Annotated in this window: 16 protein-coding genes and 1 CRISPR repeat array; of the genes, 15 read left to right on the forward strand and 1 reads right to left on the reverse strand. The window is 31.1% G+C overall.

The window, feature by feature from the left end:
* Positions 1 to 3 precede the first annotated feature (3 nt).
* The 6 genes from tpiA to J2Z39_RS03900 all read left to right on the forward strand — a co-directional run bounded on the left by tpiA (position 4) and on the right by J2Z39_RS03900 (position 5672).
* Positions 4 to 756 carry a triose-phosphate isomerase gene (tpiA, locus tag J2Z39_RS03875; RefSeq protein WP_209813871.1) on the forward strand — a complete coding sequence of 251 codons (753 nt, stop codon included), beginning with the start codon at positions 4 to 6 and terminating at the stop codon, positions 754 to 756.
* Positions 757 to 792: 36 nt separating this feature from the next.
* Entirely contained in the window at positions 793 to 2088 is a 1296-nt protein-coding gene (gene eno / locus J2Z39_RS03880; protein ID WP_209813873.1) for a phosphopyruvate hydratase, read from the forward strand.
* A gap of 172 nt (positions 2089 to 2260) precedes the next feature.
* The gene (gene secG, locus J2Z39_RS03885; protein WP_209813874.1) at positions 2261 to 2488 is read left to right on the forward strand and encodes a preprotein translocase subunit SecG; all 228 of its coding nucleotides are present in this window, start codon (positions 2261 to 2263) and stop codon (positions 2486 to 2488) included.
* 52 nt (positions 2489 to 2540) lie between these two features.
* Positions 2541 to 4664 carry a ribonuclease R gene (gene rnr, locus J2Z39_RS03890; protein WP_209813876.1) on the forward strand — a complete coding sequence of 708 codons (2124 nt, stop codon included), beginning with the start codon at positions 2541 to 2543 and terminating at the stop codon, positions 4662 to 4664.
* Entirely contained in the window at positions 4645 to 5088 is a 444-nt protein-coding gene (gene smpB, locus J2Z39_RS03895; RefSeq protein ID WP_209813878.1) for an SsrA-binding protein SmpB, read from the forward strand. Before rnr ends, smpB begins: the two co-directional genes overlap by 20 nt.
* A gap of 92 nt (positions 5089 to 5180) precedes the next feature.
* Positions 5181 to 5672, forward strand: coding sequence for a hypothetical protein (locus tag J2Z39_RS03900; RefSeq protein WP_209813879.1), 492 nt, complete (start codon positions 5181 to 5183; stop codon positions 5670 to 5672).
* A 41-nt stretch (positions 5673 to 5713) separates the two neighbouring features.
* Here the strand turns inward: J2Z39_RS03900 and J2Z39_RS03905 are convergent, their stop codons facing one another.
* Positions 5714 to 6001: a cupin domain-containing protein gene (locus tag J2Z39_RS03905; protein ID WP_117521452.1), complete on the reverse strand. Its 288-nt coding sequence runs from the start codon at positions 5999 to 6001 to the stop codon at positions 5714 to 5716.
* A gap of 82 nt (positions 6002 to 6083) precedes the next feature.
* On the opposite strand from J2Z39_RS03905, the gene J2Z39_RS03910 reads away from it, so the two are divergent.
* From J2Z39_RS03910 to cas2e, 9 genes are read left to right on the forward strand one after another with little or no spacing between them, the layout of a single operon-like run.
* The gene (locus tag J2Z39_RS03910) at positions 6084 to 6620 is read left to right on the forward strand and encodes a thermonuclease family protein (protein ID WP_209813880.1); all 537 of its coding nucleotides are present in this window, start codon (positions 6084 to 6086) and stop codon (positions 6618 to 6620) included.
* Between the two features lie 11 nt (positions 6621 to 6631).
* The gene (gene cas3, locus J2Z39_RS03915; protein WP_209813882.1) at positions 6632 to 9397 is read left to right on the forward strand and encodes a CRISPR-associated helicase Cas3'; all 2766 of its coding nucleotides are present in this window, start codon (positions 6632 to 6634) and stop codon (positions 9395 to 9397) included.
* Positions 9384 to 11057 carry a type I-E CRISPR-associated protein Cse1/CasA gene (locus tag J2Z39_RS03920; protein WP_209813883.1) on the forward strand — a complete coding sequence of 558 codons (1674 nt, stop codon included), beginning with the start codon at positions 9384 to 9386 and terminating at the stop codon, positions 11055 to 11057. Before cas3 ends, J2Z39_RS03920 begins: the two co-directional genes overlap by 14 nt.
* Positions 11058 to 11678, forward strand: a complete 621-nt coding sequence (gene casB, locus J2Z39_RS03925) for a type I-E CRISPR-associated protein Cse2/CasB (protein ID WP_209813885.1) — start codon at positions 11058 to 11060, stop codon at positions 11676 to 11678. It begins immediately after the preceding gene.
* Complete coding sequence (cas7e, locus tag J2Z39_RS03930) at positions 11671 to 12744, forward strand: type I-E CRISPR-associated protein Cas7/Cse4/CasC (RefSeq protein ID WP_209813886.1); 1074 nt, start codon at positions 11671 to 11673, stop codon at positions 12742 to 12744. Before casB ends, cas7e begins: the two co-directional genes overlap by 8 nt.
* A 9-nt stretch (positions 12745 to 12753) precedes the next feature.
* Positions 12754 to 13470 carry a type I-E CRISPR-associated protein Cas5/CasD gene (gene cas5e / locus J2Z39_RS03935; RefSeq protein ID WP_117521463.1) on the forward strand — a complete coding sequence of 239 codons (717 nt, stop codon included), beginning with the start codon at positions 12754 to 12756 and terminating at the stop codon, positions 13468 to 13470.
* 11 nt (positions 13471 to 13481) lie between these two features.
* A complete protein-coding gene (gene cas6e, locus J2Z39_RS03940) occupies positions 13482 to 14123 on the forward strand; it encodes a type I-E CRISPR-associated protein Cas6/Cse3/CasE (protein ID WP_209813888.1) in 642 nt (213 codons plus the stop codon).
* A 1-nt stretch (position 14124) separates the two neighbouring features.
* Positions 14125 to 15063 carry a type I-E CRISPR-associated endonuclease Cas1e gene (cas1e, locus tag J2Z39_RS03945; RefSeq protein WP_117521467.1) on the forward strand — a complete coding sequence of 313 codons (939 nt, stop codon included), beginning with the start codon at positions 14125 to 14127 and terminating at the stop codon, positions 15061 to 15063.
* The gene (cas2e, locus tag J2Z39_RS03950; protein WP_209813890.1) at positions 15063 to 15950 is read left to right on the forward strand and encodes a type I-E CRISPR-associated endoribonuclease Cas2e; all 888 of its coding nucleotides are present in this window, start codon (positions 15063 to 15065) and stop codon (positions 15948 to 15950) included. Before cas1e ends, cas2e begins: the two co-directional genes overlap by 1 nt.
* 28 nt (positions 15951 to 15978) lie before the next feature.
* Positions 15979 to 16925: direct repeats of the CRISPR family, unit length 29 nt; unit sequence GTTTATCCCGCATACGCGGGGGTGATCCT.
* The last annotated feature ends 5 nt before the right edge of the window (positions 16926 to 16930 follow it).

Consider the following 16930-nt stretch of genomic DNA (forward strand, 5'->3'; position numbering starts at 1 on the left):
ATTATGCGCAAACCAGTAATAGTTGGAAACTGGAAAATGAATATGACAGTAAGCGAAGCTAAAAGTTTACTAGAAGAAATCAAAGAAAAAGACTTAGACCAAGAAGTAGAAGCAGGTGTTTGTACGCCAGCTGTTGATTTACCAATTGCTGCTGAACTTCTAGAAGGAACAGATATAAATTTTGGTGGAGAAAATATGTACTATGAAGAATCTGGTGCATTTACAGGAGAGATCTCTCCACTAATGCTAACAGATATCGGTGCAGACTATGTTATCTTAGGTCATTCCGAACGTCGTGATATTTTTGGTGAAGATGATAAACTAATTAATGAAAAAGTTTTATCAGCATTTAGCCATGATTTAACACCTATACTTTGCTGTGGTGAATCTCTTGAAGAAAGAGAAGCTAATAAGCAAGAAGAAAAGGTAAAAGCACAATTAACAGCTGATTTAGCTGATGTGGGTGAAGAAGATATCAAAAAACTTATAATTGCCTATGAACCAATCTGGGCTATAGGAACAGGAAAAACTGCAAGCGCTGAAGATGCAGAAGCTATGTGTGCATTTATCCGAAATCTAATAGCTGAATTATATTCGGAAGATGCAGCAGAAGCAGTACGCATACAATATGGTGGTTCAGTAAAACCAGCTAATGTTAAAGAATTAATGGCAAAAGAAAATATTGATGGCGCTTTAGTAGGTGGTGCAAGTCTTAAAGCTGATGATTTTGCCGATTTAGTAAATCATAGAAAATAGTTAGTAAATAATATTTATATATAAAGGAGATTAATAATGAGTTTAATTACAAGTGTATATGCAAGACAAATCCTAGATTCAAGAGGAAATCCAACAGTAGAAGTTGAAGTAGAAACAGAACTTGGCGGTTTTGGTCGTGCTTCAGTACCATCAGGTGCATCAACAGGTGAATGGGAAGCTGTAGAACTTAGAGATAATAACGAAGATTATTTCTTAGGAAAATCAGTAATCCAAGCAGTAGATAATGTTAATGAAAAAATAGCTGATGAACTAATCTTAGTATATGATGTTACTGATCAAGTAGGCATAGATAATAGAATGCTAGAACTAGACGGAACAGAAAACAAAGGAAATTTAGGAGCAAATGCTATCCTTGGAGTTTCTTTAGCAGTAGCAAAAGCTGCAGCAGATGAATTAGGACTTCCACTTTATGCTTATCTTGGTGGGCCAAATGCAAAACTTCTTCCAACTCCAATGATGAATATTTTAAACGGTGGAGAACATGCTGATAACTCAGTGGACATTCAAGAATTTATGATCTTCCCACTAGGAGCTGATAGCTTTGCAAATGCTCTACAAATAGGTACAGAAGTATTCCATAACCTTAAAAAAGTATTAAAAGAAAAAGGATACAATACAGCTGTAGGTGATGAAGGTGGATTTGCTCCAAATCTTAAATCAAACGAAGAAGCTCTAGAAATTATAGTAGAAGCCATCAAAAAAGCTGGATATGAACCAGGAAAAGATGTATATATAGCTATGGACTGTGCTTCAAGTGAATTTTACAATAAAGAAGATGGTAAATATCATTTAGAAGGTGAAGGAACAGTTTACACAGAAGAAGAAATGATAGACTGGTTAGAAAGCCTTGTAGAAAAATACCCAATCATTTCAATAGAAGATGGACTTGACGAAAATGATTGGGAAGGATGGTCCAAACTTACTGAAAGACTTGGAGATAGAGTTCAACTTGTAGGTGATGATTTATTTGTAACAAATACACAAAGACTTGAAAAAGGTATCAAAGAAAATGTAGCAAACTCAATACTTGTAAAAGTTAACCAAATAGGATCTCTTACAGAGACACTTAATGCTATTGAAATGGCTAAGCAAGCTGGATATACAGCAGTAGTTTCTCATAGATCTGGTGAGACAGAAGATGTTACTATAGCAGATCTTGTAGTAGCTGTTAATGCTGGACAAATCAAAACAGGTGCTCCATCAAGAACAGATAGAGTATCTAAATATAATCAATTATTAAGAATTGAAGATGAACTTTGGGAAAATGCAGAATTTAAAGGATTAGATGCATTTTATAATATTAATAAATAAGTTGATGGTAAGTAAAAAAACGGGGTTAAAGGCTCCGTTTTTTTCTTTTGAAAGGAATTATTTATTTCATTTGAGAAAGATGGGTAATATAATAACAGCTTAATCTATAGGGTAATTGCTAAATGACATTTTCTGTGGTATTATAATGAGTGATGAAAACGGAGGTGTCTTGATGGAAAATTTCTTTGCAGTACTTTTGATGATTGCATCTGCTATAATAATTGTAGCTGTTACAATGCAAGATCCAAAAACTGAAGGACTAGGAACACTTACTGGACAAGAAACAAACGTGTTTGGTAGAAGTGCTCATAGAACTAAAAACGAAATGTTAGATAAAGTTGTAATTGCAGGAGGAGTACTACTATTTTTAGCTAGTATTATAATGCTTGCAGTTATGTAAGAGGCTATAGATATAACTCTAGCCTCTTTTTTATTAGAGAAAAGGATAAGAGATGAACCTAAAAGAACTAATCTTAAATATTATTTACGATGAAAACTATGAACCAATGACAATTAAAGATCTTGAAAATTATATGAAAGCTGACAAATACACAAAATCTGCTATAGTCGATGAACTTAAAGAGTTAGAAAAGGAAAATAAAATCCGCATTTCCCATAAGAAGAGAATTATGCCATTAAGCTTAGAAGAAACATCTTTACTAGGAAAAATTTCATTAGCTCAAGGTGGTTATGGGTTTTTTATTTCAGATAATAAAGATTTTAATGATGTGTACATTGGCAAAGATAAGCTCAAAGGCGCCTTTGATAATGATAAGGTTCGCATCGAAATTACTAAAAAGGAAGAAAAAGGTCGCAACGCAGAAGGACGTGTTGTAGAAATTATAGAACGTGGAAACACAAGAGTAGTAGGTACTTTTCAAGAGTCAAAAGGTTTTGGTTTTGTTATAGCAGATAATAAATCAATGACTCAAGATATTTATATAGAAAAAAAATTATCTCATGGAGCAAAGAATAAGGATAAGGTCGTAGTTGAAATTATTAATTATCCCAAAAAAGGCAAGCCAGAAGGTAGAATTGTTGAGATAATTGGACATAAAAATGATAATAATGTTGATGTATACTCGCTTGTTGCACAACATGGTGTACCTTATCAATTTTCGAAAGAAACCAAAAAAGAAGTTTTATATATAGATAAAGAAGTTAATCCAGATGATTATAAAAATCGTACAGATTTTAGAGATTTATTTACCGTTACTATAGATGGAAGAGACTCTAAGGATTTTGATGATGCAATATCAATAGAGAAAAATGGTAACAACTATGATTTATACGTTCATATAGCGGATGTATCCCATTATGTAAAAAAAGGAAGAAGCCTAGATAATGATGCCTATGACAGGGGGAATTCAACATATTTATATAATGTTGTAATCCCAATGCTTCCAAAAGAACTTTCTAATGGAATCTGCTCACTGAATCCTAATGTGGATAGACTAACTTTATCATTAAAAATGACTATAGATGGAAAAGGAAAGGTTATTGCTAATGATTTCTATAAGGCGGTCATAAATTCAGACCATAGATTAGTCTATGACGATGTAAATAACTTTATTGATCATAATGATGAAACTGTTTATGATGATGAATTATTAAAAGAAAAACTTTTATTATTTGATGAACTTCATAAGATTTTAAGAAGAAAACGTGAAGAAAGAGGAGCTATAGACTTTAATTTTACTGAGAGCCAGATAGACGTAAGAGAAGATGGTAAAGTACTTAATATATCAGTCCATGAACGTGGATCTGGTAATAAGATGATAGAAGAATTCATGCTAGCAGCTAATGAAACAGTAGCTACATTATTTGGTTATATGGATTTTCCTTTTATATACCGTATACACGAAAAACCATCTACTGAAAAGCTAGATAATTTTAAGCGTGCTTTAAATACTATGGGATATAATATTAGAGGAAATGAACTATATCCTAAAGATTTTCAAAGGATCTTAGAAGAGGTAGAAGGAGAAGATGAAGAGAATATCATAAATTTACTCATGCTTCGTACTATGCAAAAAGCAAAATATAGCAAAAAACGTGATATACACTTCGGACTTTCTACAGAGTTTTACACTCACTTTACAAGTCCTATTAGGCGTTATCCAGACCTTATAGTTCATAGACTATTAAAAAAATATATAGAAAATAATCTTACTAAGCTAAATCAGGTAAGCCTTGAGATGAGTTTAGAAAAATCAAGCGAACATCTATCTATGACAGAAAGACGAAGCGAAGATTGTGAGAGAGACGTAGAAGATCTTATGAAGTGTAAGTATATGCGTAGGTTCATTGGAGAGAAATTTGATGGAACAATATCATCTATAACCGACTTTGGAATTTTTGTAGAATTGGAAAATACCGTTGAAGGCTTGTTTATGTATAAGTTTTCTAATGAGCGTTTTGAATATCAAGAAGATAGCCTAAAAGCCTTTAATACAGACAAAAAGAAATACTATTCTATAGGTGATAAGGTAAAAATAAATGTATTAAATGTCGATATATATGATAGAAATATAGATTTTAATTTATTGGAGGAAAATGAAACAATTAGCGAATAATAAAAAAGCTTTCCATGACTACTTCATAGAAAAAAAATATGAAGCAGGCATAGAACTTTTAGGAAGTGAAGTAAAGAGTATGAAACAGGGTAAAGTTAGTATCAAAGAAAGCTATATAGACGATAGGAATGGCCAAATGTTTATCTACGGTATGCACGTAAGTCCATTTAAGGAAGCCTATGATCAAAGTATAGATCCAACACGCACAAGAAAATTATTATTACACAAAAAGGAAATAAACAATTTAATAGGAAAAAAGACCCAAGATGGTTATACTATAGTGCCCTTAAGTGTATATGAAAGAGATGGTCTAGTAAAAATACAAATTGCCCTAGCTAAGGGTAAAAAGCAATATGATAAGCGTGAAACTATAAAAAGAAAAGAAGCAGATCGTAGGATAGACAGGGCCCTAAAAAACTATTAAGCAAGTCGACCATAATCATGGTCGATTTTTATTTTAATTTAAAATAAAATAAAAAAATGGTATAATAGTCCAGTAACTTAAAGGAGGACAATATGAGAAAAGTATTACCAATAATTTTATCAGGTGCCTTACTTACAGGTTTTGGAGTTAATTCTCAAAAGACTGAGCAAGACTTAAACCCTCAAATTATAGATGTACAAGCTGAAAATACAGTGGAAAAAAATAAAAATAACTTTGAAAACTTTGATTTAACATCCTTAGATAAAAGTGATATAAATGCTATAGACCAAACTGGTGTAGCCTATGTTAAATCAAACGAATATAATGATCTAAGTCAAGAAGAAAAATCATATATGTATAATGCTTGCCTAGAAGCTATGAATAAACTAGGCTTTGAAACTGATAACTTTACCTATGATGATATGAACAATCTCTATAATTCTTGCAGAAATTATATGTTAGAAAATAATGTAGACCCAGAAACATTTGGTCTAAAAGATCAAGCAAAACTTTATAATATGTGCCGCAACTACTTAAAAAATAACAATGCTGATAAAAAAGTAGGCTGCATGTCTAGAAGATAAATCTAGAATTTTTAAACCAGGGAATAACCCCCTGTTTTTTTTTATTTTAAGTCCGATTTTATTACCATTAGCTTACTATCCTTAGTAGCTTTTAAACTATGAGCTAGACCTGGATCTAATTGGATAATATCACCAGGTCTTATAGTAAATTCTTTGTCTTCTTCAGTAAATATAACTTCCCCTTCATAAATTACAACTACCACAGACATAGAAGTATCATGTGTAGGTATTATTTGATCAGCTTTTATATTTAAGTGAGTAACCACTTGATTATCATTTTGGTATATATGTTGCACCTTTTCATCAAAATCTTTAATAGAATATTTCATAAAACCTCCTAAAAAATTTATTACTTACATTTTACTGTCTATTTAGTTATAATCTATATATGCGCAAAAAAAGGAGAGTAAAATGAAGAATAATAAAAAAATTTCTAACATACTAGCTATTTTTATAATACTAGGTATCGCATTAATAAATAATATAGATTTCTTTAACAATACGAATAGTGATTATGAAACAGGTAGGATAGTAAGAGTTGTAGATGGAGATACGGCAGTAGTTAAAACAAAAAATGAAAATCAAAAAGTAAGATTTATAGGTGTAGACACCCCAGAATATAATCCAAAAAGAAATATATCTCAGCCTTGGGGAAAAGAAGCATCAGAATTTAGCAAAAATTTATTAAAAGATCAAATAGTTTACTTAGAAAAAGATACTTCAGATACTGATAAATATGGAAGATTGTTAAGATATGTTTGGCTAAATCCACCAGAAAAACCAAATCATCCGACTTATGAAGAAATAGAAAATCAAATGGTAAATGGAATTTTAGTAAGATATGGTTATGCAAGAGCAAAAACATACAAACCAGATACAAAATATCAATATGAATTAAAAAAAATCGAGAAAAGTGCAAAAAATAAAAAACTTGCTATATGGAGCTAAGGAGAATATAAATGGAATCTTATAAAAATTTGTGGGCAAAAAAACAAGAAACTAATGGAAATTTTGAATGGATGCCCCTATATATTCATCTTTCTGATAGTAAAAATGTATCAGCAATGTTATGGGAACATTGGCTGAGTGATTCACAAAAAAATATAGTTATAAATTCTATAGCTAATGGGGATGAAAATATTGCAAAAAATCTTGTTATGTTTTTGGGAGCTTGCCATGATATAGGCAAGGCTACCCCAGCGTTTCAAATTAAAAAAGGCTTTGCAAACTCAAATGATTTAGATAAGATACTAAAAGAAAAATTAGAACAGGCTGGATTTTTTGAAATATCAAATATTAATTTGCCTTCAATGAATAAATCTCATCATATTATAGCAAGTGAATATATACTGTATAGATACGGTGTAAAAGAAGATATAGGCTCTATTGTAGGTGCCCACCATGGAAAACCGGTTGATGACTTTACTACAATTAAAAATCAAATTGCCTACGAATCAAATTATTATCAAGAAGAAAAAAGTACAAATCCAATATATCAAAAATGGGAACAGATACAAAAATATTTTTTTTCATGGGCTTTAAATTCAAGTGGTTTTGAAAATATAGATGATTTGCCAGAAATAAATCAAGTTGGTCAAGTAATATTGACTGGACTTTTAATTATGGCAGACTGGATAGCAAGTAATACAAAATATTTTCCCCTATTTTCTATATATGATAGCATAGACTGTAATCTAGAAAAACGTGCTGAAGAAGGATTTGCAAAATGGTTTAAAACTGAGCTTTGGCAAGCAGATTATAACTTTGATTATAAAGAAAGTTTTAATAAAAGATTTGGTTTTTATCCAAACAAACACCAAGAAAGATTTATAGAAACAATTTTGGATACAAATGATCCAGGTATTTTTATATTTGAAGCACCTATGGGTATGGGAAAGACTGAAGCTGCTTTGTATGGCGTAGAATTACTTGCTCAAAAAAAAGGAGCTAGCGGATTATTTTTTGCCCTGCCAACACAGGCTACGACAAATGGGATTTTTCCAAGAGTTGAAAAGTGGCTAACAGATATTGTAGATGATTTTGATGAAAATCTATCTTTAAGATTAGTACATGGAAAAGCATATCTGAATGAAGATTTTCAAAAGCTTGCCAAAAATATAAATACAGATGCAAACTATGAAGATCATCCTAGTGTAATTGTAAATGAATGGTTTTCTGGAAAAAAATCTGCAATTTTAGATGACTTTGTAGTAGGAACCATTGATCAATTTTTGCTACTATCACTAAAGCAAAAGCATCTTTTTCTAAGACATTTAGGATTTAGTAAAAAAGTTATAATAATAGATGAAGTTCATGCTTATGATGCATATATGAACCAATACTTATACCAAGCCTTAAGATGGATGGGAGCTTATAATGTGCCAGTCATAATATTGTCTGCCACTCTACCAGCTGAAAAAAGAGAAGAACTTATAAAAGAATATCTAATAGGCAAGGGCATAAAAACACGAAAACAAAAACATGATCGACAAATAGCAGCATTTACTTATCCACTAATTACCTATAATGATGGCTCAGTAATTAAATATGAAGATAAATTCGGAAAAACTTCCAAAAAGAAAATAGAAGTTATAAGAAAAGAAGAAGATAATTTAATAAAGCTAATTAGCTCCTTATATAAGCAGGGTGGAAATATAGGAATTATAGTTAATACTGTAAAAAAAGCTCAAGATTTAGCAAAAGTAGTAGAGGAAAATTTTGGCAATGACTCATTTGAATTGATACATTCAAGATTTATAGATACTCATAGAATAAAAAAAGAAGAAGAACTATTAAAGCAAATAGGGAAAAATGCTAGTAGACCCGATAAGAAAATATATATAGGTACTCAAGTAATAGAACAATCTTTAGATATAGATTTTGATATTATGATAACAGAACTTGCTCCAATTGACTTGATTTTACAAAGAATAGGAAGACTTCAAAGACATGATATAAAAAGAAGTGAATATTACAAAAATCCTACTTTATATGTAATAGGAACATCAGGAAAATTAGAATTTGATGAAGGTTCATCATTTGTATACAGCTCATATCTTCTAGAACGTAGCCAATACTTTTTGCCAGATGAAATAATAATTCCAGATGATTTATCAAAACTTGTACAAAAGGTATATTCAGATGAAGATATAAAATTAGATAAAAATTTAGATAGTGTTTATAAAAACTTTAGAAATGAACATTTGAGGTTAATTGAGCGACAAAAGGAAAAAGCCAAAGTATTTAGAATAGGAAATCCAGATACAGATTTTTTAGAAGATGAAGGTGAAACTATAATAGGTTGGTTAAATAATAGTAATGAGGTAAATACTGAAGAAGCAGCCTTTGCGCAGGTTCGTGATACAAAAGAAACTATAGAAGTTATAGCTCTTCAAGAAAATAAAAATGGCGTAGGATTATTTGGATATGATAATGACATTTACGAAAAAATGGATGATCCTCACATATCAAAACTTATAGCTGCAAACACCCTAAAGTTACCGCAAATTCTTACAGAAAATTATAATATAAACAAAACAATAAATTTTCTAGAAAAATATAATTTGGAATATTTACCTAAATTTCAAGAGAGTGCATGGCTAAAGGGTTCTTTGGGTATAATTTTTAATGAAAACGGTTTTTTTGAGATTGGTGATTATATATTAAAATACTCAAATAAATACGGACTATCTTATGAAAGGAAGGGAGATAGTGACAAGCTTTAATTTAATAGATGAAAATTGGATTCTAGTTATAGATAATGATGGAGATACTAAAGAAATATCATTAAAAGAATTATTTTCTAATGCAAGTAATTATAAAGATCTAGCAGGGGAAATGAAAACACAAGATTTTGCTGTTCTTAGAATATTGCTTGCAATTTTACAGGCTGTGTTTTCTAGATTTGATGCTGATGGTATTTCTTATGAATATTTAGAATTAGATGAAGACTATCGTCAGTTAGAAGATGTTGAAGAAGATGATCTAAAAGATTATAAAAAAGATTTAAAAAGAACATGGAAAAATCTATGGAAAGCAGGAGAATTTCCATATATCGTAAATGAATATTTTGAAAAATGTCATGACAGATTTTTCCTATTTGATGATAAATATCCATTTATGCAAGTGAGTGAAGATATTATTAGGAATAATACTAAAAATAAAAAAGGAACCAACATAAGTATAAAGAATATAAATAGAACTATAACAGAAAGTAATAATAAAATTTCATTATTTGCAGGAAAAGATGCTTCTAGCAAAAACTTAACTACAGAAGCAGAAATAGCAAGGTGGTTAATCACATATCACGGATACACTGGGACAGGTGATAAGACAAAATTTACAGATATTGACGATAAATTTACTCCATCTAAGGGATGGCTATACGATATTGGTGGTATTTATTTTACTGGAAATAATTTGTTTGAGACTTTGATGCTTAATTTAATCTTGGTTCATCCAGCAGATTTTAATGCTAATAAACAAAAACCAGCTTGGGAATATTCTCCACAGGAAAATGTAAATGAGGATTTATCAAAATCTTTAGTAAATAATTTGTCAGAGCTTTACACTAGGTATTCTAGAGCCATATATATTGATCCAGACACAGATTTGGATAGAGAATTCTCATTTGAAGTTGTAAAACTATTAGATTTAGAACATCAAAATCAAAGCCTAGAACTTATGACAACATGGAGAAAAAATGAAAGTGGACCCAATAAGGGGTTTTTTACACCCAAAAAACATAAAAGGGATGTTAGTTTATGGAGATCATTTGGTTTGCTTGCCTTAAATCCAAATACAAGTGATGTTTGGAAAGTAGGTTTAATGGATCATTTAGAAAGTATAAAGAGTACTCTCGGAGATTACAAATTTACTATTAATTCTATAAGTATGGAAGATGATGGCAATGCTACAAGCTGGGTTCCAGTTAATGAAATATATGACTATTTAAATATTAACGATTTTGTAGCGACAGATTTATCAGAAAATGGATGGGTTATCCGCATTGAAGATACTATAAATGAAACAAAAGAGATCTTAGATATCACTTACAGAAGATTTTTAAAAGAAATAAAACTAATTAGAAATCAACAGGCAGATAACTTTGTAGAACAAAATGTAGAGAATCTATATTTTTTACTAAATGATCTATTTAAGAATTGGCTATCATCTATTACCCTAAATGATAGTAAAGATAAAAAAATAGAAGAGTGGAGAAATATATTAGAAAAAATTGTAAGAACTGAAGCCGATAGAATTTTAGCAAATGCTAATCCAAGAGACTATAAAGGTGTAACAATTGATGAAAAAACTCACAATATTATAACCGCTTATAATTCTTTTAATTACTTTTTAAATAAACAATTAAGAAAGGAGGTCTAAATGTCTAATAAAAATGATATAAATAAAGCATCTATTTATGGAGTTACATATAATATCTTAAATCAAATTGTAAATGACCTAGATTCATCAGCTACTAAAGCAACATTAGCAAATCTTAGAAATTCTATATCAAAACCTTATTCACAAACAATTGGAGTTTTTTCCACATTTTATAAGTATTTACCAGATTCATTTATTAGTGAATATGGAGATTTGTCATACCAAGAAAAAGCTATAATTACAAGCCTACAAATATTTGCTGTTCATCAGCAAGGAAATAGCCAAAGTGTATTATTAGAAGCTGATGATGAAAACAAATACAAAAATATAGGATATGCATTAAAAGTTTTAAGAACTGATGAAAATGCAAAATCAACGGATAGAAGATTTAATGCTATGATAAGTGCAGATACTTTTGAAGAGTTTACTTTTCACCTAAGACAACTAATCTCTTTATTAAAGTCTAGGTCAGATCAAAAGGTAAACTATGCAAAACTAGCTCAAGACTTATACTATTTCCAAATACCAAGTATGAGAGAAAATATTAAGCTTAGCTGGGCTAAAGAATACTATAAATTCACAAACAAAGAAAAAGATAACAAAGGAGAAGAAAATGAGTAATAATAGACTATTCCTAGATGTTCACGCAATACAAACATTGCCACCTTCAAATATAAATAGAGATGATACAGGAAGTCCAAAAACTTGCCAATATGGTGGGGTAAAAAGAGCTAGAGTTAGCTCCCAATCTTGGAAAAGAGCAATGAGAACTTATTTTTATGAACAAAGTGAGCAAGAAAATGTGGGAGTCAGAACAAAAGATATTGTACAGTTTGTAGCTGATAAAATAACTGAAATTGAACCTAGCAAACAAGAAGATGCTTTTAGCTTAGCAGAAAAAATAATAAATGATGCTGGTGTAAAAACCAAAGATGGAAAAGCAAAAGCTCTTTTCTTTTTGGGAGATAGTCAGGCTAAAGAATTAGCAAAAGCTGCTATTGGGGGAAATAATGATAAAAAATATTTAAAAGAAATATTAAGAAATAATCCTGCCGTAGATATAGCCTTGTTTGGTAGAATGGTTGCAGATGATCCATCATTGAACGAAGACGCATCAAGCCAAGTAGCTCATGCAATTTCAACTCACTCAGTAGATACAGAATTTGACTTTTTTACAGCAGTAGATGACCTTGCACCAGAAGAAAATGCCGGTGCAGGGATGCTTGGAACAGTAGAATTTAATTCATCAACTCTTTACCGATATGCAAATGTAGCCATTCATGAACTATATAAACAATTGGAAAATAAAGAAGCTGTATTAAATACTGGCAGATTATTTGTAAAATCATTTGCAAATAGTCTTCCAACAGGAAAAGTAAATACATTTGCCAATCAAACCCTTCCTCAATTTGTAATGGTTACGTTAAGAGATGATAGACCAGTAAACTTAGTCTCAGCCTTTGAGAATCCGATAAGATCAAATGGAGGCTATGTAGAAAAATCTGTAAATGCTTTGTTGAATGAAAATGAAAAGGTAGAAAAATTTGTAAACAAAGCTCAAAAAACATTTATCTTAGACTTAAATAATTATAATTTTTCTTCTGATGAAATTGAAAATGAAAATTCATTAAATGAGTTAATAGATGATTTAGGTAATTTCCTAGATACAGAGTTATCAAATTGGTAGGGTGATTTTTTGAAAACAATACTATTAAAATTTGCAGGACCTCTTCAATCATGGGGAACTAATTCCCATTTTGAAACAAGGCAAACAGATCTATATCCGTCAAAAAGTGCATTAATAGGTCTAATAGCTGCAAGTTTTGGATATAAAAGAGATGAAGATAGTAAAATTAAAAAATTAAACGAACTAACATACGCAGTAAGAATAGACCAACAGGGGAATTTGTTAAGAGACTACCATACAGCACAAAAATTTAAAAATAACGGAAATTTTGATAGGACTTATGTTACTAATCGTTATTATCTTGAAGATGCAATATTTGTAGTAGCCTTAAGTCATGATGATGATAAATTTATCGAAGAAATATATGAAAATATTCAAAATCCATATTTTCAGACGTTTATGGGCAGAAGATCATGTCCACCACCAGCAGATTTTTTACTTGGAGTTTTTGAAGACGACATAATAGATATCTTAAAAAGTTATCCATGGCAGGCTAAAAATTGGTATAAAAAACATAATGATAATGCTGTATCTTGCTACATGGATGCTTCTATTGAAAAAAATTTAAAAGTATCCAAAAGAAGAGATATGGTTATATCTTTTTCTCAAAAAGAAAGAAAATACCAATATAGAAATGAAAGCCAGTTAATAATAAATTTAATCGATCCATCAAGCGAAAATAATAATACAGTTTATGATGAACATGATGCTTATGGAAGCCTTTAGGAGGATTTATTATGTATATGTCAAGAGTAGAAATTGATTTTAATAATAGAATGAACCTCAAAAAATTATCTAATTTAAATGCTTATCATAGTTGGATTGAAGAAAGTTTTCCTGACGAAATAAAAAACAAAACCCGCAGCAGAAAGCTTTGGAGGATAGATCAACTTAATGGCAAAAATTATTTATTACTTGTAAGTGAAATAAAACCAGACTTAAATAAATTGGAAAAATATGGTGTAGAAGGCACAGCTTCTAGTAAGGATTATGGTCCATTTTTAAATAAACTTCAAAATGGGGATATAGCACGATTTAAAGTAGTTTTAAATCCAACTGTTTCCGTAAAAAATCAAATGGATAAGTCTCAAAGAGGCAAGATAATTCCCCTAAAAGCATCAGAATTCGCTAAATATTTATTAGATAGATCTTTAAAAAATGGTTTTTCTTTAAGTGAGGATGATTTTTTGATAACAGAAAGAAAAGTAGTGCCTTTTAAACATTCAAATAATTCAAAGAAAATAAATTTAGATCAAGTTACTTATGAAGGAAAACTAAAAATAGCGGATAAAGAAAAAATGATAGAGACTCTTATTTCTGGTATAGGAAAGAAAAAAGCATATGGATTTGGTCTTATGACAATAATTTTGGATAAGTAATATGAAAAAATCATTTGGAGCAAAAAAGGCAGAAATAAATGAACTTCCTAGAATATCAGATAGGGTTAGCTTTATATATGTAGAGCATGCAAAAATTAATAGACAAGATAGTGCAATTATTTTTTTAGACAGTCGAGGAATAGTAAAAATCCCTTGTGCAATGATTGGTGTTTTGATCCTAGGTCCAGGAACGGATATTAGCCATAGGGCAGTGGAACTTATTGGAGATACAGGTTGTGCAATGGTATGGGTAGGAGAAAACGGTGTAAGGCAATATGCCCATGGTAGAAGCCTTAGCCATTCTTCAAGATATTTAGAGAAACAAGCGAAATTAGTTTCGAATACTCGAAGTAGAGCGGCCGTTGCTAGAAAAATGTATCAGATGAGATTTTTAAATGAAGATGTAAGCAATCTAACAATCCAACAATTGCGTGGTAAAGAAGGAACAAGAGTCCGTAAAATATACAAAGATAATTCAAAAAAATATAATGTAGAATGGTCAGGTAGAGTCTATGATCCAGATGATTTTGACAAATCAGATCAAGTTAATAAAGCTTTATCGGTAGCAAATGTTGCTTTGTATGGATTAGTCCATAGCATAATAGTAGCACTTGGAATATCACCAGGACTAGGCTTTGTTCACTCTGGACATGATTTAGCATTTGTGTATGATATCGCAGATTTATATAAGGCAGAAATAACAATACCTATTTCATTTGAAGTAGCTTCATTAAATCTAGAAAACGAAGATATTGAAACTATCACAAGAAAAGCTATCAGAGATGCTATACAAAAAGAAAAATTAATGGAACGAATAGTAAAAGATGTGCAATATCTTTTGGAAACACCCAAAGAAGAAGAAATAGAAATAGATCAAATTCATCTATGGGATGATAAAGAAGAGCATGTAGAATATGGAATAAATTATAGTGAGTACTAATGCCGTTTACAGTAATAACATTAAAAAAGACTCCTTCATCACTCCGCGGTGATCTTACAAAATGGATGCAAGAAATAGATACAGGGGTATATATAGGAAACTTTAATAGCAAAGTACGAGAAGAGCTTTGGAAAAGAGTAATAGAAAATGTAAAAGAAGGCGAAGCTACAATATGCTATGCTTCACGTAATGAAATAGGTTATGACTTTAAAACAAACAGCAAAGATATTTCTATTATAGATTTTGATGGCATACCTTTAGTAATGGTAGATAAAAAAGAAAAGATCAAAGTAAATGATCAAGTGAAATTAGGATACAGTAGAGCCTCAAAATTGAGGAAAGCACGACAATTTCAAAAACAAACAAAAAAATCACCATCATATGTAGTAATAGATATAGAAACAGATGGATTAGATTTTAATAAAAATAGTATAATAGAAATTGGATGTGTAAAACTCTATAATGGAAATTTAGAAGAATTTGCTACATCCATAAAAATAGATCATAGTTTACCTAAAGAAATAGTAAACCTTACCGGAATAACTGATGAGTTTTTAGAAAAAAATGGAGAAGATGAAAAAGAAGCTCTAAGAGCACTACTAGATTTTATCAAGGGGTTAACCATAGTAAATTACGGAAATAACTTTGATATAAATTTTTTAAATAAGTCTCTAAATAAACATAATTTAGGACATATAAAAAATCAGACCATAGACTTAATGAGATATGTAAAAAAAGAAAATAGAACATTAGAAAATTATAAATTAGAAACTGCTCTAAAAGCATACGGAATAGACAAAAAAGTTCCACATAGAGCTCTAAGTGATGCAAAACTTACCTATGAACTATCTACTAAAGTAAATATTTTTAAAGAAAAAATAAAATAGATTGGCTAAAAATAAGGATCAAATTACTGTTTATCCCGCATACGCGGGGGTGATCCTGGGTGAACTTGCTAAGATGATAAGTCAGGAAGGTTTATCCCGCATACGCGGGGGTGATCCTCATTGACCCAATTTGACCAAATAGACCAGTAAGTTTATCCCGCATACGCGGGGGTGATCCTAAATATAAATGATGATAATCCAGTAAAAAAACGTTTATCCCGCATACGCGGGGGTGATCCTAATGATAAGGTAGAGGTACTTAAAAATGGGGAGTTTATCCCGCATACGCGGGGGTGATCCTAGGATCAATAGTTATGAGTAGCGGAAAGGTAAGTTTATCCCGCATACGCGGGGGTGATCCTTCGTTTGCTGCAGATTGACTAACTTTGGTACTGTTTATCCCGCATACGCGGGGGTGATCCTGTTAGCCACTAATCTTAAAGAGGAGAAAGCAAGTTTATCCCGCATACGCGGGGGTGATCCTTAACCTATCTAAGAAAAAGTGCTAAATATAGCGTTTATCCCGCATACGCGGGGGTGATCCTCTCATATCCTGGAAGACTGGGAGGATATGATTGTTTATCCCGCATACGCGGGGGTGATCCGTTACTTATATGATAATACCTTTATTGTAACTTGGTTTATCCCGCATACGCGGGGGTGATCCTGTTTTTTGCCTCATTGATTATTTTATTTTGCATGTTTATCCCGCATACGCGGGGGTGATCCTTGTCTAATCTTTATAGTTATATACAAAGGCTCGTTTATCCCGCATACGCGGGGGTGATCCGTTACTTATATGATAATACCTTTATTGTAACTTGGTTTATCCCGCATACGCGGGGGTGATCCTTTAAGGAGGATTTTTTTATGTCAATAAATAAAGTTTATCCCGCATACGCGGGGGTGATCCTCTTACAGATATCATTCAAAGCAAAATATGGTTGTTTATCCCGCATACGCGGGGGTGATCCCCTGTA

The sequence above is a fragment of the Anaerococcus nagyae genome (genome assembly GCF_017874535.1).
Taxonomy (GTDB): domain Bacteria; phylum Bacillota; class Clostridia; order Tissierellales; family Peptoniphilaceae; genus Anaerococcus; species Anaerococcus nagyae.